Below are 25104 nucleotides of genomic sequence, written 5' to 3'. Positions count from 1 at the left end.
GTTTATAATTTTTGAGTTCCTAGAATGGTTTTGCCCAGCATGACTGGGTTTTTGTCGGCATCACTCTCCTCGCAGTCGTGGAGCGTGGCCTTGGGATAGACCGAGTGGAGCATGGACAGGATTTCGACCATCTTGTCGTTTGCTTCCTGGTAAGTCGGCTGATTGTCTGCCCCTGCACTGAATTTGCCGAGTTCCAGTATCCATTTTCGGTAACGGACCTCAAACTCACGGAGCTGCTCATTGCTGACCCAGCAGATTTTCAGTTGGATATGCGCGGGCGCCTGTTCACGGATTTTGTCCTCGAAGTATTTCCTGAACGCCATATTGTCAAAATGCTTTGGCCAATGCGGCAGGACCACCGAAGCCCTAGAGGAATAAGGATCCCATTCGCAGGGACAATCGCAGTCCTGAAGACAGACTTCCAACAGATCGAAGTTTTTACTCTTGGGCCGCAAAAGAATATGTTCGACCAAGTGCAGTCCCTCAGGGTCTGGACAGGGTGCCGTCAATTCCTCCACAATTGCATTGATTTCAGCCAATGCCAACTCCTCTGTCTGGAAGTTTTGCTCACTTGTCAGCAAAATTGTATTGCCTTTCTTGAGCTTGATCTTCTTGTTGGTATAGTGGAAGTTGTCTTTGTTGATCCCCAATTCCAATACGTCGGCCAACACCGATTCGGCCTCGGATTTACCTGGGTACTGCTTGGACACCAGGATGGTACCAGCGCGTGAAACCATCGAAAAATGGTGGTGGCAGTGAATCTCCTCGCCAACCTCTTTTTCTTCACAGATGATTTCCACGTTTTTGATACAATACAGAAACCTTCTCGTAAAATCCCGGATTCCGGTCAGATAGCTGATCCTTTTCTCCAAGCCGGAGACGTTGTCTGTATCCCAAAGCCTGCCTTCATCCAATTCAAAAGCTTCAGTTTGGGGGAAATAATTGAAAGCAAGGTTTCTCGCGTGCGAAACCTCGGCGTAAGTCTCCAAGGTATTGATCTTGATATCCAGCAGTTCCTGAGGCTCGACTTTTTCCAAGCTGATGTTTTCCAAGTTGATCCGGTACATCAGCAGGGCAAAGTCATTGAACGACTCCCCAAATCGCGCGAGGAGATGGTCCAAAAACCTGTTTCTGCGCTCAAAAAATGCGGGTTGGTTTTCGTACAGTCGGCGCCATAGTTCCTGACTTGCCGTATCCAGGGGATCATTGGCAATGGCCTTTTCGAGATCAAGATGGAGGATTTCTTCCGTTTCCTTGATGCTGCCAAGGTATTGTGCAAAGTACGTCTGTCTGATCGGGTCGGTGGAAAAGAGGGTTTTGGCATTGGTCAATTGGGCAAAGAAGTCTGCCAGCAATTGCTCAAAAAACATCAGATATCCCTTCAACTGTTGTTGTTGCGCCTTGCGGAGTGAATCGGCATTTGTCGGCAATCCAAATTCACCCACGCCATACACCATCGGCAGGTCGTATTGTACCGGCCAATGACTCAGGGTATCGCGCTTTCTTCCTTTTGGCACAGGGAGGTCCGCGAAAGTGGGGACCAATTTCCCCATCGTATTTTGGGCATGGAGCAATTGGACGGTATCCTTTACTTCCTCATATCGGGAAAAGAAGGGAAAGCCATCCTTGAAGAAAAGGATCTTGGAAAAACTCTCACTCATCACCGGCTTGTGCAAAGGCGCTACTGACATGCACCAAGAGATCCCCTTCTCTCCAGCCACCGGTTTTCCTTCTTTGTCATACTTGGTCATCAGGAAATTCCGCACGCCCAAAACGCCCTCGATATCCATCAACAAACTGATGATGTCGGATGCATAGATCACCGACCTCAGTTGGGATTGCTCGATTTCATCGCTTTTGATAAAGCCATGACCCAGCGCCGGTCCTTCAAAAATCTCCTCCGAGGGAATCCCCTGTTCGGTCAATTCGCGAAGCGTATAAAACCGAATGGGTGGATTGAGGTAATTTTGGATCGCAAAGTATATCTCGGCCTGTATCCATTCGATGTCTGCCTCAGGCCTGGCATCCACGTCAAAACAAAACGCGATCTCCTCACTGCTGATAGGCTCGACCTTGACAAAATCCTCGCAGATATTTCGGTTTTCGTGGAGCGTCTTGATGGCTTTTTGGATAATCGTATGGGCCTTGAGGATTTTTTCCAAATACCCCTGCCAAATCGCTTCCGCATAGGTACTGTCCTGCAGCATCAGCCAAACATGACTATCCTGGACCTTTCCTTTCTTGGGATGCTTGGCAATGCTCACCCTAAATGGAATCGCAGCGGTGTCGCCGTCGGCCCATTCGACCTTAAAACTGTAGTGCCAGTTTTTCTCGACATTTTTGACGATTGCGATGGACGAAACTTCCTCTTTGAGCACTTTTGGCGCAATTTCCTTTACACTCGGCAATTCAAACTTCACCTGAAACTCGCCCGCCTCGATGCCTACCATCGGGGAAAATGGAAATGCGATATTCTCCATCTCAATATCGCCGGTGTTCAAATCGCCGGATTCCAAGTCAATTTCCAAATCCAAAAGGACGGTATAGAGACCTTTCAGCAAAAGCGGCTGGTCTGTGATTTCGTATTGGAGTTGGTCTTTTTCACAATGGATGAAAACAGGTACCTCTTGCTTGCCCTCTGGCAGCAGCCAAGCATTGTTGATGCCCTTTATGTCCACCAAGAGCTTCCGGTAGTCGGCAATCGTCCAAGGCGCTGAGGTCAATATCTGTCGGGCCGTGAAAAACGTTTGACCACTTGCATCAGCGAGCAGGTCCTTGATTTCGAATTTTGCGCGGTAGCCGAGTTCGGTAATCGCATAGCAAAGCGCCTCGAGAATGGTAATCCCCGGGTCATGTGAGTTGTAGTCGGTCCAATAGGCACTGGACAGGCGTTCGATTTGCTGAAGCCCCAATTGGCGCAGTTGCTCGAAGTCCATGGAAGATGGGAGCGCCGGATTCTTTGGTATGGTCGGAGAGGCTTTCATCAGCAGTTACAGGTTTGGACTACTTCGATCAAATGGCGGGGCGCAGCCAAATTGGCTTCGTCGAAATGTGACACAAGCACGGACCGTGCACTCGAAGCCGCGACTTCCTCGAGGTCCGTGAACTTGCCGACGATGGTACCGCTGTCGTCGCGAAGGATATGGTGCAACTTGAAGCAGCTGACAAAATCGACGTAAGGCCTTTCCTCCACAAAATTGATCAGCGTAGACTTATTGATTTTCCCACCGAGAACCAGCTTTTGGTTCAGATCCCAAGCCCAAGGACAGAGGAACTGCTCAATTTCCAGATCCAGGAGGTTTCTATAAAAGGTCTCGTCCATGTTGTCATGGAAGTGCACTTCAAATTCCACTTGCACTTCTTCAAACCTTGGGTTGACGATATGGAGCTGGACAAAGGGATTCTTGATCTTTTGAAGGAATAGGTCAATATCGGTCAGGGTTCCGATGGGCGTGTAGGGCCGTAGCGGATTGCGGTTGGATTTGTGCTGCAAGTCGGGAATGCAGATTAGCGTGACGTGTCCTGGGAAATTTTCACAAAAGACTTTCTCCCCGCTCTTCTCATAAAAACCGGTATGGTTAAGGCATTTGATTTGGTGGATTTCGGGAAATTCCTGCAATACCAAATGTTCAAAATCCCAAATCGTCGCCGCACGTTGTTTGTGTCTGAGGCGCTCGCTGACACGAGGGTAGAAATCCAGACTTTTTTCCTCCGTTTTCCCACCTTTGGAATCGGCGGGTTGGGAGATGGACTTGATGGCATTGTCAGACAATTTCAATTTGGCAATCGTGCCTGCTGGGGCGTGTTCCAAGAATGCCGTTCCTCCCTTATCTTCCTGAAGCAACTCGACCAAGGCACCTTGGGCTTTGACTTCAATGATTCTACAAACTGCATCTGTATTGGACAAGACTGACGCCCTGACCCAAACCAATCCTGTCGGAAGCGCCGTATGTGAAGAAGTCGCGTCTGCCGGAATATTCAGCGTGACAATGCCTGTTCTCGTCAGGTTGATTGTCCCATCGATCACCTTGCCCTTCTCGAATTCCGACCATGTCCCGGACGCATTCAAAAAAGACCAGGCAACCGATTCTTGACTCTTCAAAGGATTGGAACTGCCGTCAGCCAAAAGGAAAAGCAAGTTGACCGTACCGGGTACTTGGACCTTTGCCAGTCCGATCAATAGCTCCCCTTCCTGGCTGAACCTGGGGACAAGCGACGATTCCCCACCCGAAATCGGCTGAAAATGCCCAAAGGGCGTAAGGTGATACAGTGCATGTCTTTGATTTCCCGATGCGGTAATCGGAATCAGGGATGAAGCGGTATAGTCAATGGAAAACGTTTCGGAAATGACTTCTTTGGGAACAGGAACCGAATTACCCGAGATGGTAGTGAGCGCGGCTATTTCTCCAATCTTCTCAAACTTCACGGTATCTATTTCCTTGATCGCCAAGTTCCCAAGGTCAACCTTGGCTGAGATCTCAGAGGCAGGAGAGCCTTCTGCAGCTTTTAATTGGAAATTGCCCTGCTGGGAGTTGACGACGATGTTGTCGAGCGCTTTGTTCACTTCCGCCATATGGGAAGCGAGGGAATATTTGCCCGTATTCAATCGAAATCTCAAGTACCCTTCAAAAGCCGTGGCCTTCAACAGTTCAGGTGCGCCAAAATTCACCAAGGTCGGCTTGAGGTAATTGCCGGAGATGTTTTCCTGGATCAGATACCCACCATCACTAGTCTTTGAAAAGGGATAGTCATCCCAAACATTGCCGTGCAGGTATTGGCATGTCATGGGCTCGTTGACCGGGAAATTGACCGTGAGGCTTTCCAATTCCTTCTGAAAAATCTCCCGCGAGCCGATGTAGAAACTGGCATTGAGCTTTGGAAAATCCCCAAAGGGTTTGAATGGCTTTGCAGCATCTATCGAGCCGCCGTCACTGCTGAGGGCAAGATTTTTGACCCCATCCACATCTACCGTCAGACGGAGCGAGAGCAGTGGATTGTTCATCAAGTCAGCATAAAGCACACTACCTGCGGCTTGGTTGAGCTTCGCGATAAGCAAAGGTAGGTTGGTGGCAAAGCCTTTCTGATGGGTCTTTTCCAGATAGGGAACTACGGCAGGTTCATCAACCTCCAACACAAATTTGAGTTCCAAAATCGAGGAATTTTGGCTGAATGTGGCATTGACAGCTTTGTCGATCCATGCCTTTTCCCCCGTTAAGGATACGGAAAAAGGGATCGTTTTTATGGTGCCGAATGGATTGAACTTGGAAAAAGCGATACCGGATTTCAAGGGGTTTGCGAATTCGATCCTCAGCGTAACCGTCCTTTTTCCTTCGTTGAGAAAGAGCAGGTTCGAAGCAATTCCAAATCCTGCTTCCGATGTCGGTGTCATCTTCCTGTCCCCAAATGCAAACCAACTTTTGTCTTCACCCTCGAATTTTCCGCCCATCCCATCGGAACTGTTGATTTGAGGATATACCAAAAGCCTTTTTTGGAATATTTGGAAAGCCTTCAGCGACTGAACCTCTGCTTGGTTGAAAACCACATCATCTGTAAGGCTGTATTGTCGCTCCTTGCCGTTTGGATCTTTGCCTCCTTTGAAGATTGTCCCCTGTTTGAGTAGATGCTGAGGGATATGTTTTTGGAGGGTGATGGCAACATGGGCTTGGTCAGGGACAGCAGGTTTCTTTTTTAGCCGGAGGACATCTTTGTAGTAGAAATCCAAATGCTTGCCGGTAAACTCGTTGAGGCTATCTTGGGCTTCCTTGAAAAGTCTCAGAAAAGCGATAAAAAGCCCATAGTGAGGCTCATGGTTGTCATATTCGGTCAAGGATTTTTGGAACAGCGCCTGGGCATTTTGGAGCACACTGGCTAGCCCGCTCAACAACAGCGTAATCTGGCTGTTGAAAAGGTTGTGGTTGACCACGTGGCTGATTTGCTCTGTAGCGGTACTGCCTACCATGGTAATCTTCAGTTTGTCCGCGGTAGGGGTAAACTGTGTCAGATTGAGCGGCAAGTTGGAATCCACCGGAGGAAAAGGTGCCTCTGCGTCCATCTGATGGGATGAAGAGACCAAGGAGGCGTTGTCATTTTTGAAATTGAACAAGCGCCAAAAGGGCTGGTTCAATTTGGTCTGTATCAGCGAAAGCAGCGTTTGTTGATAATCCGGTTCTTTTTTGAGTAGGCTACACTGCTCGTCCACATTTTTGACCAAAGTGAAAACGGCATCAAACAAAAACTTGAACTGCAACTGCGCCTCTGTGTCATCCGCCGCTGTGATGGCCAATTTGATTTTCTTGTAGAGCAGCTTGATGTAATCCGAAACTTGGATCGTGTCGATCGAAAGCAGCATTGCCAATACGACCGATACATCCTGCCGCATCAAAGGCTCCCAAGTACCGTGCTCGGCGTTGTTTTGATTTTTGTACTTGATAAAGGCCGCATACCTCCGAGCAAAAAGCATCAAATCCTCCACGGACCTTTCGTCCACCTGTGCAAAATCAGGCCGCAGCGCAGTCAAGGATCTTGACTGATGGTTGGTACCTTCTCTGGTAAGTGGGTTTTTGTCCGTGCAGGCCATGTGGATTTAGATTGGTGTATTTGCCTCGTTTTTGAAAAAAGGGAATACAAAATTGAATCTCGAATTGGTGGAGCGTACCTTGTAGGTAATGGTAATGATGATCCTGCCTTCCAGTTCGCCCGTATCATTGAGGTCTATTTTTTCCACTTCGATTCTTGGTTCGTGGTAAAGGATTGCGGTGCGGATGAGGTCTACGATATAGGTTTTAAAGGTGGTAGTAAGTGGCTCAAACAACAACTCGTGCAGATCACAGCCATAGTCTGAGCGCATCACCCGCTCACCCCTTTTGGTCGCAAGGAGTATCTCCAGACTGCTTTGGATATCCGCCTCGTCGCTAAGCATATGGGTTTTACAACCGCCCTGATCAAACTGGGGCGGGAAACTCCATCCTGTACCGAGAAAAGACTTCTGTATGTTTTCCATAGCGCTACCCTCCTATAATGACTGTTGCACATCCTATGATAATGGTACCACCATGGGCTGTAGAATCGCCCATTCTCGCTGCGGGTTTACCGCCTATGAGCACCGAACCGGAACCCGACACGATTGTGTCCGGAGGACCAACACAAACAGCCATATCACCCACCCTAGCTGCGGGCAATCCACCGATCAAGACTGTCGGCTCACCCGCGGGAAGGATAGGCCCACCTACATGGGGGACCGTACCGGTGACCATCGGGCAAAGATGCATATCAGTGATTCTTGCTGCTGGGGGCATATCTTTATCAATTGATTTTCACAAGACTTCCTTTGACATTGACCATGGAACCTTCGATATCTGTGGTGCCGCCGCTTTTTACACCGACACTGGCAGAACCCTCCATCTTCACACTCGTGTCTGCCTTGATCTCGATCTCAGGAGCGGCAAGGCTGATTTTGGTGGAAGAACTGACTGAAATATCCTGTGGAGATTCACAGGTAATTCCGCTATCGTTCATAGTGAGGATATTGCCGACCGCATCCTCTACCTGAATGATTCCCGCCTCATCATCCATTGTGAACTTCCTACCGCCCGGGGTTTCAATCACAATGCTACGGTCACCGTCATGGATCGTAATCTTGATTTCGGAGCGCGACACGTATCCCTTTTTGTCATTGGATTCCCCTGGCTCAAAAGGGGTAGGCTTGGCGCTGCTGTGCAACATACCGAGCACCACAGGGAAAGAGGGATCATCGTTCATGAACCCCACTATGACTTCATCCTCGATCTCAGGCCGGAAAAAAGTACCCCTGTTGTTTCCGGCATCCAAAGTGGCGACCCTCGCCCAAAGCCCGGCATCCGCGGCATTGACCATGGGAAGCCGTACCCGCACCCTGCCCTCGCCCAAAGGATCCACGATATCGGTGACGATACCGATATGCAAGCCTTGGATGCGGGAAAACTGACCGGTTTCGGCGCTGATGGCGGAGGGGTTGACTTTTTCCGTAAAAAAATCCGTCTCCCAACCGATATTGGCTTCGGTCATCCACCTGCCTGCATAGATGTCATGCCTGACGGCACTGACAAAAACCTTTCCCGTAAACTGCTCGCCAACTCCTTCCAATTCGATCCAATCCCCGGGTTTTACATTTGAAGTTCCCTGAAAAATGATTTTCCCACGGATTTTAGAAAGCGACATTTTTTGCTTTTTGGAATCGGCAAAGGCCTGCAAGCTCTCAGTTTTTAAATGGGATGGCGTCCCGACTTCAAAACCCTGACCATGAATCCCCGCCATATCCGAAGTCGAAAAATTTCCGGCGTTGTCACCGATGGCATCGGTTGCGCTTGCCTCCAAGACCGTCTGGTTGGCGTAATCCCAAGCCTTGAACTTCACTTCCGCCGCTTGGGAGCGTATATCGGATTCGGATTGAAAGGAAAAAATATCCGCTCCATAGGTCAAGGTAAGGACTGCATCCAAGGAAGGGTCTGGCCTGAACACCACAAACTTTGTACCCTCCATCCTGCAGGCCATACCATTGGAGTCGATTCTGCTGAGGATAAAATCCCAATCGCTGACATTGGCTTGGAGCAGTTGCTCATGCGTACTTCCAAACGCAGGGACGTCCAAATCCGTGATTCCGTTTTCCTGAAGGATGCTTTCGACGATATCACTGTCACTCAGTTCATTGAAATGGCGGTTTTTCTTTCCCATCGTCATCTTAACCACATCGTGTTTGCAGGTCATTTGGAGTTGCGAGATACCTGCCTGAAGGCCGTGGCTGTTGCTACTGATGATCCCCTTGAAGAGGGAGGTGTCTTGGGAATTGTATCCTGCTTGGATGTCGATACTTTTCCCCAAAGCAAATTCCCCACTATCACCTACCGGGAAACTTGCATCACTCAGCTCCCCATCAGCGACCTTGACAATCGCGGTGGGGATTTTATTGAGCTCATGGTATACCGAAACGGACATGACATTTACCTCCCCGGAAACCTCCTGGGTTGCAGGAGCACCGGAGCCAGTCCCCAAAAGGATCCTAGTGGTAACCAAGTCCCCAATTTCGGTTGCTATCATGGCGTTTTTTTATTTCGAAAGTGGTGGAAAAAAGAGTTTTGACCCTGGGGTAATATTCCTGAAACTATCAAGTCCATTGACCTCGGCAATGTGGATATAGTGGCTATCCTTTTCATAAATAGACTCCGACATGCGGTCGATCCGATCGGTCGTTTTGAAAATCCTTTCGTGGGTGATATCCGGGCTTTGTCTGTTTTCCTGCAAGGCACGGGTATTGTCATCCACACTCCCATAAAACTGGCATTTGGCGACTGCCCGGATCGGCTTTCCATCCGGCGCAAAGACCTTGTACTCGATATCCATTTGCTTGAGCACGCCTTTGAAGAGTAGCTCTCCCCAATGGATTTTCAAATAATAGGGCCGATGCTGATCGGATTGGTAATTGATGATTTTCTGCTTGAAGCTTTCAATCTGGTCGGTGACGGTTGCTGGCTTTTCGAAAGGATTGGCGATCCCAAGGCTCAGCACGGACAGATCCTTTACCACACCTGTGGCATCAAAGAGAAAATCAAAATTGAAATCCTGAGGAAGGATTCGGTTAAACCGGAGATTCGCGGCAGAGGTCCCTGGGGCTTGGGAGGAGTCAAATTCGTACCTGTAGCTCACCTTGTAGGTGGCTGGATTGATCAGCGCACTGAACTTGTTGTCAGGTACGGGATTCTGGAATTCCGCGTCGCTGTAGGCTTGTACGTAGAGTTTTTCGGCTTTTTGCCCCAAGTCAATCATTATCGTTCGAGTTTGAGTTGGATCATCTTCAAAACCTCCTCCGTGACTTCACGGACGATCTCCTGCTTTATCCCCTCCAAATCCGTGGGACTGGCCGACGGGATTTCCGACGGCGTTTCCCTTGGACCGACGGCGGCCCTGATTTGGAGTTCCCTGATTTCTATTGGCATTTTTTTCTACATGAATTTAGATACCGATGCTTCCCGATGCGCTTACACTTCCTGCCATCGATAGCGCGGAATCCACGCTGATGATGTTGAAATACTGATAGCTGAGTGTAATGGACTCCACTACGATGGAACTTTGCTCCGCGTTGAAACTGGACACGGACCATTTCTTGGGGATGGCATTGACCACATACCAGGATTGGATCGGGATGTGGTTCTCGTTGAGGAGGCTGATGATAATGTTGACCGGTTCGAAGACGAAGTTTTCGAAGGCGTTTTTGCACCACACCAAAATACCTGAACCGATAAACATGCCGCGCTTCAGCACAATGTCCGTGTACCTCGCTTTGACCGGTAGCTGCCAATCAAAGCGGTTTTGGCCTCCTTCGGCAAAGGTTTCCATCTGCATTTCCATATCCAATCCGCTGACTTCCTGAAAGCGGAAGTCATTGGGAGTCTGTGGAAACAACTGGAACACGACCGAGAAATGAAAACCAACAGGTGGGTATGTGAACATGCCTATTCATTGATCATGGTGAGACCTTCGTGTGCGACCTCCATCGTCTCGATGGCGACTTCGTTGCCGGTAGCATTGAGGTCGGTGGATTGCACTTTGATGGGCCAGGCATTTTTGACCCGCCATACGACCACTGGGGCGTGGCTCTCATCCAGCAGGGAAATAATGAGGTCCCGACGCTCGATTGTATTAAGCGCGACCGTATTCCACCATGCGTAGAATTCGTTGTCTCCTTTGAAAATACCGCGCTTCAGCGTGATGTTGGAAAAGCTCTGCATACCGGGCATTTTGATTTTGTGGTATTCAGGGCTTGCGCCATCGCGGTATTCGATTGGCTCGATGGTCACTTCGAGGCCTGACACTTCGCTGAATCCGATTTTGGTCCCACCCCAATCAACTTGGAAGTGAAACTTGGGAAGAGGATAATTTGCCATGATTGTCTTTGTTAAAATGTTGAGGACTAAACACTACACTGCATTAGGATTCCTGCATTTTGTGTGAGAAACGAAGGATGATGAACTCGGCGGGCCTGACGGCTGCCATTCCTATTTCGACGATTAATCTCCCCTCGAGAATATCGATCGCGGACATGGTTTGCCCCAATCCGCAGCGGACATAAAACGCATGTTCGGGTTTCGCTCCCGCCAATGCGCCCTGTCTCCAAAGCAGGGTGAGGTAGTTTTCCAGCATCGCCCTGATTTTGACCCAGGTGTTGGCGTCGTTGGGTTCGAATACAAACTGCATGGTGGCTTTTTTGGAGGATTCCTCGACCATTATAAAAAATCTACGGACGTTTACATATCTCCATTCGTTATCGTTGCCGGCGAGCGTCCGTGCTCCCCACACCAAAAATCCTTTTCCTTGAAAAAGGCGGATCGCATTGACGGACTTTCCCGACGTGGGGTCAATGTTCATAGATCCCTGTTCGGCGTCACTGATTTTGGCAGTGAGGTCATAGACTGCATTCAAGGAAACATTCGCAGGTGCTTTCCAAACACCCCTCGATCCGTCCACGCGTGCATACACACCCGCCATCGCCGAGCAAGGATTGAGCGTGGGGCTGAGTTTCTCCCGGATTTTGGCGATACAGAAGTTATAGATTGCGGTCTCGCTGGTCTCCAATGTGGACAGCGCCACGGCTGCTGCGGCCGTTCCATCAGTCGTAATGGTTACATCCACGTCATCGTCGTCATACATGAAATCGAACGTGGTTTTCAGCGAAGGATAATAGGAAGCGGCATAGTTGAGTGAGTCATTCTTAGAAAACGCTGTCCTAAATCCGCTGATGGTGGTCGTATTGTTTGTACCAGGAGTATGTACATCCACCAAGGTGAACCTATCCTGCAGGCTGGCGCATTGGTCGATAGCCGAGGAAACCAAAGTATAGTACTGCGCCTCGGTCAGCGTATTGATCGCATCCGGAAACACGATAATCGTTGGCTCGTCCTCAGCGGCACAAGCGGTAAGGCCAGCTGTGTAATCATTTGGATCCGCGGTTCCGGAAGAGCTTCCTATTGAAATAATGTAGCAGGGTCCGCCGCCATTGATGAAGTACATCCTCATGTGGTAATACATGGTGAAGTCTGATGGATTGGCGATGGCTGCATCGCCTGTCATGGAGACCCTTACACCACTTTGGGTAGTAATTTCGACGGATACGGTGATCCCTTCTTCGTTTTCAGCTTTCCCAAAATAATTCTCATACTCCTTGAGCGAGAATATCTTGGTCGGTACGTTTTCCAAGGATTCTCCGATCTCGTTGATGGCGATCTGGGTATAGCCGATAAAGGCCGGAATGGCGGTCTCCACTTGGGCTACCGATGGCGGGAAGAGCGGGATTTCGTTGATATACACTCCCGGGGTCTTGATGGCGGATTCATTGATTTGTGACATGGTTTACACTTTTAAATGTTGATGATTCTCTCACATACTGAACTGAATGGTGAACAGGTGCTCATGCTCACGACCGTTGGCTGGCGTATAATTAAGGACTTGGTTGGTTACGTCTGTATAAAGTCGATGAGTGCTCGATCCCTCGGTGACGATATCGATGACCCCAAAATGCCCACTGAGGTTGGTAAAGGTGGTAGTCCAAGTACCGGGTTCCCCTTCTGTAAATTCCCTTACAGGATCGCGGGAAAGAATTGTCCCTAAGCTTGCGCCAGTTAGGTTCATCGCGTTGGCCGAAGCGCGTACGTTGATCCGAAACCGATACATATTTTCCTTTCCGTGCGTGTCTTGCACATCCGTTTGTCTGGCCAAATCCTCCCGCAACTGCAAGAGAAACCTAGCCGAAAAAGCACTCGGCAAGCGGAAATAAGGTATATCCGCATCGGTTCTGATTCGCACAAAACAAAGAAGGTGATCCTGGCGGACCTTGAAGTGGATGTCATGTGCCTTGAACAATCTCCTTGTCGTTTCATCGGGCTGCAAGGAGAGAAGCCCACCCAAAACCCCTCCCGAAGGTCCCGAGGAGGGATACTCCGGATGGGAAAAATGGATTGAAAACAGTTTCTCGTACCTCGAGATGATTCGGTCCATGGCTATTTGGTTTTGTTTTTGAATGTGGCTTCGATAGACTTGACGAGCGGAACTTCCATATCCTCCTCTATGGAATCGATATAGGCCATGCGCATTTTGTAAATCACGGAGGGAATGTACTTTCCCCCCATGATTGACCATAGCTGGTTCAGTTCCTCAAAACTGGTGGAATGCAGGTCGAAGATGATCTTTTCGAGGCCCATTGCCGGTAGACCCGGTATTTCCGCTTCCGTGAAAATTGGATTGGCTTGGAAAAAAGAAAGCACTTGGGAAACACGCTGTAGCCCGACGTCATATTGCCTTTTGTTTGCTCCGATCAATACGAAGACATTGAGCAGCAGTGGGGGATGACGTGCGACACCCCGAGGCAAACCATTCACATCCATGATTTGTCGATTGGCGGGAAGGTTTCTCAAGGTACTTTCCTGTTGGATATTCACCACAGATACCACCACGCTATCATTGATGTTGGTACCCTCGTCCTGGGGGGATTCAGTCAGCGAAAGGTTTCCAAGAACTACATCGGGGGCCATGGTCCCGATATGGGTGTTCAAAAAACCAACAATCGCTGTCAATACTTGATCTATCATGTTGCGAGACGTCTGAGCTAAAAATCGCTGAAACAAGAAGCACTGATGCTGCGACACAGCATGACTCCTATTTCAAAATTGACCAATAAAACCCGCATTAAAATCCATGAAAACCTTGATTTTCAAAACTCATGGTTTTCATGGATATCAGCCCAGCAAGTTGGACGAAATGGCTTCCCTGACGAGTCCGGCGGTATTTCGGACGCCCATTTTTTGAATGAGATGTAGGCGGTGAGTTTCTACGGTACAAAAACTTATGAAAAGCTTATTGGCAATTTCCTGGGTGGTATGTTCCTCAACGATGAGCTGCAAAATCTGCTTTTCGCGCTTGGTAAGGTTGTGTTTGGCTTCCTGCGAGGTATTGGATTGGAGCAGATCTTGGACAAAAATCTTGGCGAGCTGCGGGTCAAGGTAGGTATTTCCAGACCCAGCCTTCACGATAGCCTCCTTGATCTGCTTGATGCCGCAGTTGGGGAGAAAATACCCTACAATGCCCGTCTTGAAAATCGCCTTGATGGTTTGGGCATCACGGAACTCACCAAACACAAACACCTTCGTCTTGGCCTGTTGCCGCAGAATGCGTTGGGAGAGTTTGAGAAGGGAATCGATTTCCTGCATGACGTCTATCCACACGTATTGGATATTCCGGAAAACTCCCGACTCGAGCGACTTGAGTTCCTTCGTGGACAAGAGGTTTACCTCAGCCTTCCGCTGAATCTCAAGGTAATTTTGCAGGCCTTTGGAGAGTAAGGTGTTTTCGCCAATGATACAATGCTGCTCCATGGTAATTGGGTTGAAAAGTGAAGGAATCTAAAATATACCTCTTCCTAAAACCATCCTGGTACTGCCAAAAATCGGAAGGATAACGATTTTGACCGCCCTTTTTTCCCAGGAACAAAAAAGCTTCAAGTACGAGGAATTATAAATTTAACGACAAAAATTGAAAAAGTCGATTATTAAAAATTAAATTAATTGAATTAAACAAATAAAAACTATTTCTTAATCAAGACTTAATTTTTCTACTTCAATTCAAATCTTCCTTCACCTTGCTTTTGATAGATTTCCTTCAGCGGCGAAAGGCGGTTGGAAAGGTTTTCAAACAAACCATCCTCATCGATGATGATTTGTGGCCTTTCGGTTGAAAAAACCCTAAAGACCTCGGCGGAATTCCGCAGGTCTGTCGTGTCGTTCAGAATGTTTTTGGTCAAGCTGTAATTCAAATACCGACTCCCAAGCGATGCATCCTGATAATACCCCAAGTCTTCGCCCAAAACCAGGATTCGTTTTCCCCGGGTGGATGCGTGTTTTTCCATAAATTCAATCGCGTAGGTATTGATTTCCCCTGAGTTTGATTTCAATACAATCCACAGAAAGCCACCAAAAGGGATCCCCAAGATAAAAATCCAAGACAGTGCCTTCATGAAAGGGCCTTTTTCATAGGCCGCAAACAGCTGAGTCCCAAAATAGGCCATTCCTGGCAAAATCATCACCAACTGATAGGGTGTGATGCGATTACTCAAAAACAATGACCCCATACCAAACAGAACAAAAAGGAACATCAACTGAAATTGCTTCTGTTGATTGACCGTCTGTGATTGCAACACAGCACCGACCACAAATCCCATCACAGAAAAAACCATTCCGGGTAAAAACAAGACCAACAAATCCCTCAGGCCCACATGTGCGTACCTGTCCACCCTCCGCGGATCAATGACAAACTCCTCGAAAAAAATCCAAAGCGAATCATTCCAGAAATAAAAAAGCGCAATGATGGTAAACGGCAGCGAGTAGGCGATCATTGAAAGGACCAACTGCCTAAAGGAAAACCCACTCACAATTACGCCCGAAATCAACATGAATGGCAAAAAGGTGACCAAAGGAAAATGAAAACATGCCGCGATTCCGCCAAACAACCCGATCAAAAGAATGGAATCGGAGCCTTCTTTCTGTAGCACGGTTTGGGAAAAAAGGTGCCGCAGCGCCAATACCAAGAAGGTACTTCCCATCAAGGCCGGTGAAAGCGTCAGCAAATCAAAGGACAAATGGAACAAAATCACCAAGAGCAGCGCAGGGATGTAGGTATTCTCTTTGAAGGACTTGTAATAGATGAAAATCCCGTTGAGGTAGGTGATCTGGAACATCGCCAAAACCAGGGCCAAAATCTTCAAGGCCAACCAAGACCTACCGAATGCCAAATGACAAAGCCAATAAACTGCCGCGGACAAGGGGCCTGTGTCGTCGACAATGTCAATGTACATCGCTTTGCCTTCGGCCATTCTTTCCCCGATAAGCAGCCAGGTCATTTCCGGTTGCAACATCGGAACCTCCAATACCCAAATGTAAATACCAGTCAAAAAAACCAGGATAGCCATGACGGCAAATAGCCTGAAGGGATCGTTGATTCGGAAAAAACTGATCAAGACTTCTGAATTGAAGGACGGGTTAAACTACAGGGCCGAAATTAAGGCTTCCATTTTTAAATCACTAAATTTGCAACAACAATTAGAATCATGGAAAGCAAAAGACAGCAGAAATACAATAAACTCATTCAAAAGGAATTGGGGGAGATTTTTCAACGTGAGGCTAAGCATATGATCGGCAATGCATTTTTGACCGTATCCCGGGTCATCATCAGCCCGGACTTGAGTGTAGCGAGGGTTTATTTAAGTTTTCTCTTGGACAAAGACAAAAAAGTCTTCGACACAATCGAAGACCGAAAAAGCGAAATCCGCAAGCACTTGGGCAACCGAATCGGGAAATCAGCCAGAATCGTACCAGAATTGGCCTTGTTCATGGATGAATCCGGTTCCTATGCACAGCACATGGACAAAGTAATCAGTTCTTTGGACATCCCCGAGGCTAGCGAAGAGGACGAAGAAGAGAATTAAACCCAACCCCAAGCTGTTTTGAACCTTTCATTTTTCATTGCCTACCGGTATTTCAAAAGCAAAAAGAAACGGAACTTCATCACGGTTCTGTCGCGGATCTCGATGGTGGGAGTGGCTGTCGGGACTGCGGCGCTGGTGATCGTACTGTCTGTATTCAATGGCCTGGAGGATTTGGTCAAAAGCCTGTATGCGTCCTTTGACGCCGAGATCAAAATCGAAGCAGCAAAAGGGAAATCATTTCTGGCTGAACCTAATTGGCTGAAAGAAATCGAATCGGTAGAAGGTGTGGAAGTGCTGACCGAAGTGATTGAAGACAATGCGCTCTTTCGCTACCGGGACTACCAACACCTCGCACGCATCAAAGGCGTCAGTGACAATTACTTGCAGCAAGGCCGCTTTGAGAAAGGATATATATGGGGGCAGTTGGATTTCGGCTCGGAGACAAGGCCGATGGCGATTTTGGGAAGAGGTGTAGCTTTCTTTCTCTCTGTGGATTTGGACAATCCAGTCGATCTGTTGCAAGTATATTATCCAAAAGCGCCTAGAAGTGCCGGTACGATCGACCCCAACCAACTTTACAGCCGGGCGAGCCTGAAGCCTGGTGCGTTCTTCAGTGTCGAAAAGGAATTTGACGACAATTACATTTTGGCCCCCATTTGGTTTGTCTGCGATCTGCTCAACTATGGACAAAAGCGCACCGCTTTGGAAGTGAAAGTGAGGGAAGGCGAAAACATCCAACAAGTCAAAACACGATTGAAAACCCTTTTGGGAAATGATTTTACTGTAAAAGACACCGACGAGCAGCATGCTGAAATCCTCCGGACGATCAAGATTGAAAAGCTTTTTGTGTTTCTCACGCTCAGTTTTATCCTCGCCGTAGCTTCCTTCAACATTTTCTTCTCGCTATCCATGCTTGCCATCGAAAAGAAAAAGGACACCGCGGTCATGGTAGCTATGGGCGCACGACAATCGCTCATTCGAAAAATTTACCTCAAACAAGGCGCAGTCATTGCCTTGACTGGTGCTGCAATTGGACTTGTGGTTGGTTTTTTCACCTGTTGGGCACAGGACCAGTTTGGCATCGTCTCATTGGGAATTGCCTCATCGATTGTGGAGAGCTATCCCGTGAAAATGATTTGGACGGATTTCTTGTGGACAACATTGGCCGTCATCGCCATCACTTTTCTGGCTTCTTTCAGGCCTGCTTGGATCGCCTCCAAAGTCAGACCTACAGAAATCTAAAAACACAAAAAGCTGTGAAACAGAATCTCACAGCTTTAGTCAATTAACAATAAACCCAAAATAACCAGCTGTAGGGGAAGGATTCGAACCTCCACGGGGCAGTTAGGCAAAACACGAGCTCCATGTTTGCTTTGTACTGTGATCCCCACCCCCGAGACAGGGGGGCATGTCTGCCAATTTCAACACCCTACAGTATAAAACCGTCAATTCTTTGGGAAAAACCTTGTGCTTTTCCAATCAATGGTTGCTGTAGGAGAAGGATTCGAACCTCCACGGGGCAGTTAGGCAAAACACGAGCTCCATGTTTGCTTTGTGCCGTAATCCCCACCCCCGAGACAGGAGGGCTTGTCTGCCAATTTCAACATCCTACAGTGTGAGAAGACCTTTTGTCTTTGTTTGATGTTTCAAAGTTAATAAAACATCTATTATGTTGAAATAATTTCAATGTTGATATTAAATATTTACATTATTTTTAATAATCAAATTATTTTTATGATTATTCAACAATTTAAATTTCGAAAATCAGTGTTTCCTTGGATTATCCTTAACATCAAATCCGTATGAAATACCAAGTCGCTGTATTAAATTGGAAGAATAAGCACAGATTTTTACCCTATCCTACACGATCACTATGAAAAAAGCATGTTTAACCTTGCTTGTAATTCTGTCTTTGCATGGCGCTTGGGCACAGGAGTCCAAACGAAATCCAAGTTTTGAAGAAATCATTTCCCTGCGTGGTGCCGGCTACGTGACTATATCCCCCAATGGTGAACTGGGTGCATTTGTTGTTCAAAAAACCGATTGGACAGACAATCGCTTTGATTCTGAAATCTGGATGGTAAAAAACGGCTCGGAACCCTATCAATTCACCAACAATCCAAAAGGAAGCAGCGTATTTCCTGTCTTTTCTCCTGACAATAAATGGCTGGCGTTCCTCTCCGACCGCGGCAACAAGATGCAGGTCTTTGCCATGCGTGTCAATGGCGGCGAACCCATTGCCTTGACGAATGAAGATGAAGGTGTGTCCACTTTCGAATGGCATCCCGATGGCAAACGCATCTTTTTCCTCAAACAAGAAAAAGAACCAAAAAAGCACAGAGAACAACAAAAGCGCTACGGGGCATTTGAAATGGACGACAAGGAATACACGCTGCAGCACCTTTGGGAAATCAGCTTGGACATCGAAGGTAGGGATCCATCAGAGCTTCCCTGCTATGCGGCCACCGATTCGCTGCGCGTAGCCGAAAATTGCATCACGAAGCCTAAAGCGCACCGTTTGACAGAAGGTGCATTTACCGTCAATGACTTCAAGATATCCCCAGATGGACAAAAGGTTGCCTTTTCCCATCAGCCAGATCCTTTGATCAACTCGTTTGTGAAGTCTGACATTTCGATGTTGGATCTCAACACCAAAGAAGTCTCGGTTTTGGTGGCCAACCCCAGTTCGGACAGTTTTGAAGACTGGTCGCCGGATTCGAAGAGCATTCTGTACACGAGCTTTGTCGACGATACGGTTTCAAACTTTTACCGGAATGCCCAGATTTTCAGCATCCAAATCGACGGGCAAAACAACAAACGCCTCGCCGAGAAACTGGACGAAAACCCGGGAATGTTACAGTGGAACCCCCGCGGCATCTATGGTTTGTTTTGGAACAAGACAGCAAGGGATATCTACCGGATCGAACCGAAAGATGGAAGCTTCGCCAAAATACCCGGAATGCCCGAGCAGGTTCAAGCTTTTGCCTTTTCGATGAATTCGGAAAAACTGATACTCAATGCTCGAAACGGAAATCAACTTGCCGAAATCTGGATCACGCCCATGCAAAAACCGACGTTGAGGCAGATCAGTAATTTCACCCAGCAGATTGCCGAATGGAAGGTTGCGGAAAGCGAACTGGTCATGTGGAGAAGCAAGGACGATGCCCTGATCGAGGGTGTTTTACATAAGCCCATGGATTATGATCCGACAAAAAAATACCCCTTGATGGTCGTAATCCACGGCGGACCGACAGGCATCGACACACCCTCGCCCGTGCCAGGATACGTGTACCCGATTGTCCAGTGGCTCAACAAAGGCTGCCTGGTCCTGCGTCCCAACTACCGTGGATCTGCAGGATATGGGGAGGCTTTCCGCTCACTCAACGTTAAAAACCTCGGCGTGGGAGATGCTTGGGACGTAATCAGCGGCGTGGACTACTTGATTGCAAAAGGAATGGTTGACAGCACAAAAATCGGCGTGATGGGTTGGAGCCAAGGCGGCTACATTTCAGCATTTCTCACAACCAATTCAGACAAATTCAAAGCAGTTTCCGTCGGTGCTGGCATCTCCAACTGGATGACATACTATGTCAATACGGACATTCATCCATTTACCCGCCAATACCTAAAGGCCACTCCTTGGGACGATGAGGATATCTACCGAAAAACCTCACCTATGACTAACATCAAAAATGCCAAAACCCCAACGCTTATCCAACATGGCGAATTTGACAGGCGTGTACCCATACCCAATGCCTATGAGCTGCTTCAAGGACTCAGGGACCAAGGCGTCCCAGCTGAGTTGGTGGTTTACAAAGGATTTGGGCATGGGATCACAAAGCCCAAGGAAAGGCTCGCGGCGACTTGGCACAATTGGGTCTGGTTTGCGAAGTACGTGTGGGGCGAGGAAGTCGAGTTGCCTTTGGGGGATTGAAGATGCAGTCTTTAGCAAAACTCTTCCATAAGTTCCAAAAAGTCAACTACCGTCCTTTCGGCGCCATAGGAAATCAATTCTTCGGGAGAATGACTGGTAGTGATCCCGATTACCAAACAGCCAGCTGCCGCTCCAGCCAAGATCCCACCTTTGGAATCCTCAAGGACCCAGCAGTCAGAGGCGTGGACTTTAGCCTTTTCGATACTTCGAAGGAAAACCTCTGGATTGGGCTTCCCTTTGCTTACCTCTTCGGCACCTGTGATGGAGGAAAAGAATGATCTGATCCCAAGTCCATCCAAAACAAAATCGATATTCGGTCGGTCACCCATGGTGGCGAGGTGGGCTTGAATACCCAAGGTGTGAATTCGCTCCAAAAATGGAGTCAGGCCAGCAACCTCGTGGATATGCGGTTTGTAGATTTCCCGATACGTCCTTTCTTTTTCTTGGCCGAGGGCATACAGGGCTGTGGAATCCTGGACTGCTGGGAAAAACCTGCGGATCATCTCATCAATGGTCCCGTGGTTTTGGGCGTGGAATTCATCTGGACCTAGGTGTATCCCATGACTTTCCAAAAACCTGAGCCAAGCCTCTTGGTGAAATGGGATGCTATCCACCAATGTGCCGTCCATGTCAAAGAGAATCGCTTTGGGCAAACGAGAAAATTTCATGGGTTCCAAATTCAGTTTCTAAATATTTCATGGTTGCAAGTCCTGACGAATTCAAAGAGAAAGAAAGCTTTTTAGAACGCCTTCAGACTGATGTCCAAGCTTTTTACTTGATGCGTCAATGCGCCGACAGAAATGTAATCCACCCCACACTCGGCCACTGCACGGAGGTTTTCCTCCGTAATCCCACCCGAGGCTTCGAGCGGATAGCGCCCATTCACAAGTGCGACCGCCTTTCTCATGGTAACCTCATCCATGTTGTCGAGCATAATGATGTCCACACCTCCGACTGCCAGCACTTCCTCGACTTCTTCCAAGGTTCTCGTTTCGATTTCGATCTTTAGGTTCAGGCCCTTTGACTTCAAAAAAGCCCTGGAGGACAAAATCGCTTTTCGGATGCCACCTGCAAAGTCCACGTGGTTATCCTTGAGCATGACCATGTCATAGAGCGCAAACCGGTGGTTGAGTCCTCCCCCAAGTAGTACGGCCCATTTTTCCATCATTCGGAAATTGGGGGTGGTCTTTCTTGTGTCCATGAGCCTGGCTTTGGTATGGGAAATCAATGCTGTGAGTTGGGCAGTCCTTGTAGCAATACCCGACATCCGCTGCAGGCAGTTGAGTACCAGCCTCTCGGTGGTGAGAATCGAACGTGCCCGACCGCTTACTACCAAACCAATGGTGCCTTCCGAAACCTTCGCCCCATCTTTCTCCAACAGTTGCACCTCCAAATCAGCATCGTATTGTTTAAAAATCATTGATGCCAATTCCAATCCGGCAATCACTCCCGGTTCCTTGATGATCAACCGTGCCCGTCCCTTGGCCTCTGCAGGAACGGAACCCAAGGTGGAGTAATCACCTGGTCCGACGTCCTCAGCCAAGGCTTCGCTGATAAACGCAGAAATATTTTCGGGGGAGAGATATGGTATGTTTTTCACATGCCAAAAATAGGAAAGATCGCGTATACCAAAAGAACCGCTCGTAAACCTGCGGGCGGTTGGACTCTAACACAAAATAGATTGCGAAAGGGAAAAGACAATCCTACTGACTAATCACGAAGACGCGTCGTAGAGTAACTGTTCATCTGGAGGATCTCCATGCTGAAAATCCTAAAACCATCATCCTTTGGATTGCCCTTGATCAACACCCTAAACTGTGAATTTTCGGAAAGGTAAGTGCCCACATAATAGAGTGAGGCATTTCCGCTTCCACCTTTGTGCAAAATGCTAAAATCCTTTGGTGGGTTTTTCCGGAAAAAATCCTTGAGGATAAATTCAGCCTGGGTCTTGGAATAATTTCCGTTTTGGCCATTCAAATTGAGCAAAATCGATGGTTCAAAATGCTTCGCCAACTCTTTACTTGATCCCGTCCGAAACGAAGCCAAGACCTGATTGAAAACGGCAGCAGTATCCCTTTCTTCCACAGCGCGGGAAGGTGCAAAAAACAGGCTTGCCAAAAAAACGAGAAGGAGTATTTTATTCATACGACTGACCAATATCAAATACTGCGCCAACTCTTAGGTGATTCCTGATTCATACAAGAATTAAATCCATTCTAAACAATATCGCGAGATCAAGTGGACACCCCCCTCCCTAATCACTTGAAATGAAAGTGGCTTCCACTTCACTGACCGGGATTAGCCGTCACCTAATAGCACTTTCGCCATAGTCCAAAAAAAATATTATCTGCCGAATTTTGTCCCCTTGCCAAAGAATAGGCATTTTTACAGCCCAATTTGTGATTAGAAATTTTTATACATTCAACGATAGCCGACTGACTCATGAACAAAAAGGTAATATTGATGATTTTGGACGGGTGGGGCTTGGGTACCAATCCAGAAGTTTCCGCCATTGCCAAGGCCAAAACGCCCTTTATCGACAGCCTTTATCAAAAATATCCCCATTCAAAACTGGAGGCATCGGGATTGGCCGTTGGGCTACCTGAGGGACAAATGGGTAATTCAGAGGTAGGCCATATGAATATCGGTGCCGGCCGTATCGTCTACCAAGACCTCGTCAAGATCAACAAAGCCGTGGAAGAAGGCGACCTCAACACCCATCCTGTATTGGTGGAGGCATTCGACTACGCCAAAAAAGAAAACAAAAAAGTCCATTTCATCGGGCTAGTATCCGATGGTGGAGTGCATGCACACATCAACCATCTCAAAGGACTGTGTGATGCAGCCAAGCACCACGGATTGAGCCAAGTATTCATCCATGCCTTCACAGATGGCCGCGATACAGATCCGAAAAGTGGGATCAATTACCTGAATGAATTGAAGGAACACCTACAGCACTCTGTTGGCAAAGTAGCCTCTGTCGTTGGCCGCTACTATGCGATGGACAGGGACAAAAGATGGGAAAGGGTAAAATTAGCCTATGATGCCATGGTACACGGCGTAGGAGAGATGTCCAAAGATTTCATCGCCTCTATGGTCAAATCCTACGCGAATGACGTAACGGACGAGTTTATCCGCCCGATTATCCAGGTAAACGGAAACGGCAAACCCTTGGCCACCATTGCCGAGGGGGATGTAGTCATTTGCTTCAACTTCAGGACAGACCGGGGCCGGGAAATTACCCAAGTACTTACCCAGCAGGATTTTGAGGATTTCAACATGAAAAAACTCAACCTACACTACGTTACCTTCTCCAACTACGATGAAACCTTCAAAGGTGTGAAGGTGCTGTTTGAAAAAGACAACCTGAACAACACGCTCGGTGAGGTGATCGCCAGAAACGGAAAGAAGCAAATCCGGATCGCCGAAACAGAAAAGTATCCCCACGTCACATTCTTCTTTTCTGGTGGCCGAGAAAAAGAGTTCGAAGGAGAAAGTAGAATCCTTTGCCCCTCTCCAAAAGTGGCAACCTATGACCTCAAGCCCGAAATGAGTGCATTTGAGATCGCCAGCAAAATCAAGCCCGAACTCAAGAAAAAGAATCCTGACTTCGTCTGCCTCAACTTTGCCAACCCTGACATGGTTGGACATACAGGCGTTTTCGAAGCCGCGGTAAAAGCCTGTGAAACAGTCGATGAATGTGCAAAACAAGTCATTACCCAAGCCTTGGAAAGTGGCTACACAACAATCGTGATTGCCGACCATGGCAACTGCGACGTCATGATCAATGAGGACGGTACTCCCAATACGGCCCATACAACCAATCTCGTGCCGTGCATTATGGTAGACGACAAGAATCGCTTGGAAGTGAAAAACGGCAAGCTTGGCGACTTAGCCCCCACAATCCTCACGCTTATGGGGCTTGAAGTTCCCACAGAAATGACCGGCAATGTGCTATTGAACTGATCCAAGGCAACAATGACAACCTAGCATTAAAAGTTTCTTGGTTTGGCTTCCACATTGAGTTCTCAAAATCACCCTATGAAAAACATACGAATCCTGTTTGCCGTCGCTCCTTTGATCATATGGTCTTGCGGCGGAAATGAAAGTAAACAATCGGAGGAAGCAATTTACTTCCCTCTCAAAGATTACATCGAAGTCAAAGCCCAAGACCTCGACAGCACCTTGGTGGTCAAGGAAATCACCATCAACGGTGAAAAGGAACGGATGGAAAAAATCATGGGCACGGCGGATTGGATCAAGGAACTGGAATTGTTTACTCAGGCAGACATCAATCGGCCTAGCTTGGCAAAAAGTTATGAAACCAAGCGCTCCGAGGAATACCTCATCCACGAACTGAAACCGGGCGAAAAAGCCAAAATCCAGAAAATCGTCGTGCGGTACGAAGATGGGATTATCAAGGAGTTGAGTTTCCACGCAAAATCAGAAAACCCATTTTATAAAAGCGAAACCCGTGGTGCGATCTTCAATCGCAGCACTACCGGCAATTTGGATCACTACGTACTCGATAGCTACCAAAAAGTCGTCTTCATGAAGCCGAATCGAATGGTCATTCGCGCATCAATCAATAATTGATTTGAGTTTCCGAAACAGGCACTTCATTCTACTTGAATTCAGACGAAAACAAATCAAAATCAAGCTTGCCTCT

At 47.8% G+C, this 25104-nt stretch carries 22 protein-coding genes and 1 tRNA gene; 5 read left to right on the top strand and 18 right to left on the bottom strand.

Annotated elements, in window-relative coordinates; genetic code table 11:
* Positions 1-2 precede the first annotated feature (2 nt).
* The 14 genes from L0U89_RS04815 to L0U89_RS04750 form a co-directional block, all read right to left on the bottom strand.
* Positions 3-2984 (bottom strand): baseplate wedge protein, encoded by a 2982-nt coding sequence (locus L0U89_RS04815; protein ID WP_234860491.1) that lies wholly within the window; start codon positions 2982-2984, stop codon positions 3-5.
* A complete protein-coding gene (locus L0U89_RS04810) occupies positions 2984-6577 on the bottom strand; it encodes a baseplate J/gp47 family protein (protein WP_234860490.1) in 3594 nt (1197 codons plus the stop codon). The genes L0U89_RS04815 and L0U89_RS04810 overlap by 1 nt, the downstream gene beginning before the upstream one ends.
* Positions 6578-6583: 6 nt before the next feature.
* Complete coding sequence (locus tag L0U89_RS04805) at positions 6584-7000, bottom strand: GPW/gp25 family protein (protein ID WP_234860489.1); 417 nt, start codon at positions 6998-7000, stop codon at positions 6584-6586.
* A gap of 4 nt (positions 7001-7004) precedes the next feature.
* Positions 7005-7295 (bottom strand): PAAR domain-containing protein, encoded by a 291-nt coding sequence (locus tag L0U89_RS04800; protein WP_081610476.1) that lies wholly within the window; start codon positions 7293-7295, stop codon positions 7005-7007.
* Positions 7296-7302: 7 nt separating this feature from the next.
* Positions 7303-9072 (bottom strand): type VI secretion system tip protein VgrG, encoded by a 1770-nt coding sequence (vgrG, locus tag L0U89_RS04795; protein ID WP_234860488.1) that lies wholly within the window; start codon positions 9070-9072, stop codon positions 7303-7305.
* A 9-nt stretch (positions 9073-9081) separates the two neighbouring features.
* A complete protein-coding gene (locus L0U89_RS04790) occupies positions 9082-9798 on the bottom strand; it encodes a CIS tube protein (protein ID WP_234860487.1) in 717 nt (238 codons plus the stop codon).
* Positions 9798-9968, bottom strand: coding sequence for a DUF5908 family protein (locus L0U89_RS04785; protein ID WP_234860486.1), 171 nt, complete (start codon positions 9966-9968; stop codon positions 9798-9800). Before L0U89_RS04785 ends, L0U89_RS04790 begins: the two co-directional genes overlap by 1 nt.
* A gap of 16 nt (positions 9969-9984) precedes the next feature.
* Positions 9985-10482, bottom strand: coding sequence for a phage tail protein (locus L0U89_RS04780; protein ID WP_234860485.1), 498 nt, complete (start codon positions 10480-10482; stop codon positions 9985-9987).
* Between the two features lie 2 nt (positions 10483-10484).
* Positions 10485-10916: a phage tail protein gene (locus tag L0U89_RS04775; protein ID WP_234860484.1), complete on the bottom strand. Its 432-nt coding sequence runs from the start codon at positions 10914-10916 to the stop codon at positions 10485-10487.
* Positions 10917-10959: 43 nt separating this feature from the next.
* Positions 10960-12375, bottom strand: coding sequence for a phage tail sheath family protein (locus L0U89_RS04770; RefSeq protein WP_234860483.1), 1416 nt, complete (start codon positions 12373-12375; stop codon positions 10960-10962).
* 30 nt (positions 12376-12405) lie between these two features.
* A complete protein-coding gene (locus tag L0U89_RS04765) occupies positions 12406-13023 on the bottom strand; it encodes a hypothetical protein (protein ID WP_234860482.1) in 618 nt (205 codons plus the stop codon).
* A 2-nt stretch (positions 13024-13025) separates the two neighbouring features.
* Positions 13026-13613 carry a Pvc16 family protein gene (locus L0U89_RS04760; protein WP_008627948.1) on the bottom strand — a complete coding sequence of 196 codons (588 nt, stop codon included), beginning with the start codon at positions 13611-13613 and terminating at the stop codon, positions 13026-13028.
* Positions 13614-13760: 147 nt separating this feature from the next.
* The gene (locus L0U89_RS04755) at positions 13761-14396 is read right to left on the bottom strand and encodes a response regulator transcription factor (protein WP_008627950.1); all 636 of its coding nucleotides are present in this window, start codon (positions 14394-14396) and stop codon (positions 13761-13763) included.
* 236 nt (positions 14397-14632) lie between these two features.
* Positions 14633-16033: a hypothetical protein gene (locus L0U89_RS04750; protein ID WP_008627952.1), complete on the bottom strand. Its 1401-nt coding sequence runs from the start codon at positions 16031-16033 to the stop codon at positions 14633-14635.
* Between the two features lie 90 nt (positions 16034-16123).
* Here L0U89_RS04750 and rbfA point away from each other — a divergent pair, with 90 nt between their 5' ends.
* Positions 16124-16501 carry a 30S ribosome-binding factor RbfA gene (gene rbfA / locus L0U89_RS04745; RefSeq protein WP_008627954.1) on the top strand — a complete coding sequence of 126 codons (378 nt, stop codon included), beginning with the start codon at positions 16124-16126 and terminating at the stop codon, positions 16499-16501.
* Positions 16502-16519: 18 nt separating this feature from the next.
* Positions 16520-17743: an ABC transporter permease gene (locus L0U89_RS04740; protein ID WP_234860481.1), complete on the top strand. Its 1224-nt coding sequence runs from the start codon at positions 16520-16522 to the stop codon at positions 17741-17743.
* Between the two features lie 68 nt (positions 17744-17811).
* On the opposite strand, the gene L0U89_RS04735 is transcribed toward L0U89_RS04740, so the two are convergent.
* Positions 17812-17935: transfer RNA gene (locus L0U89_RS04735), tRNA-Asp, on the bottom strand.
* A gap of 439 nt (positions 17936-18374) precedes the next feature.
* On the opposite strand from L0U89_RS04735, the gene L0U89_RS04730 reads away from it, so the two are divergent.
* On the top strand, positions 18375-20435 hold the full coding sequence (locus tag L0U89_RS04730) for a S9 family peptidase (RefSeq protein WP_234860480.1): 2061 nt from the start codon (positions 18375-18377) through the stop codon (positions 20433-20435).
* An 11-nt stretch (positions 20436-20446) separates the two neighbouring features.
* Here the strand turns inward: L0U89_RS04730 and L0U89_RS04725 are convergent, their stop codons facing one another.
* The 3 genes from L0U89_RS04725 to L0U89_RS04715 form a co-directional block, all read right to left on the bottom strand.
* Entirely contained in the window at positions 20447-21103 is a 657-nt protein-coding gene (locus tag L0U89_RS04725) for an HAD family hydrolase (protein ID WP_234860479.1), read from the bottom strand.
* A 71-nt stretch (positions 21104-21174) separates the two neighbouring features.
* Entirely contained in the window at positions 21175-22035 is an 861-nt protein-coding gene (gene nadC / locus L0U89_RS04720; protein WP_234860478.1) for a carboxylating nicotinate-nucleotide diphosphorylase, read from the bottom strand.
* A 110-nt stretch (positions 22036-22145) separates the two neighbouring features.
* A complete protein-coding gene (locus L0U89_RS04715) occupies positions 22146-22580 on the bottom strand; it encodes a DUF4783 domain-containing protein (protein WP_234860477.1) in 435 nt (144 codons plus the stop codon).
* A gap of 297 nt (positions 22581-22877) precedes the next feature.
* Between L0U89_RS04715 and gpmI the strand changes: the two genes are divergently transcribed.
* Positions 22878-24401 (top strand): 2,3-bisphosphoglycerate-independent phosphoglycerate mutase, encoded by a 1524-nt coding sequence (gpmI, locus tag L0U89_RS04710; protein WP_234860476.1) that lies wholly within the window; start codon positions 22878-22880, stop codon positions 24399-24401.
* 75 nt (positions 24402-24476) lie between these two features.
* Positions 24477-25031: a hypothetical protein gene (locus L0U89_RS04705; protein WP_234860475.1), complete on the top strand. Its 555-nt coding sequence runs from the start codon at positions 24477-24479 to the stop codon at positions 25029-25031.
* Positions 25032-25104: the final 73 nt, after the last annotated feature.

This window comes from Mariniradius sediminis (genome assembly GCF_021491425.1).
Classification (GTDB): Bacteria; Bacteroidota; Bacteroidia; order Cytophagales; family Cyclobacteriaceae; genus Mariniradius; species Mariniradius saccharolyticus.
Note: the sequence above shows the minus strand (reverse complement) of the source record. Positions and strands in the feature narration are given on the sequence as shown.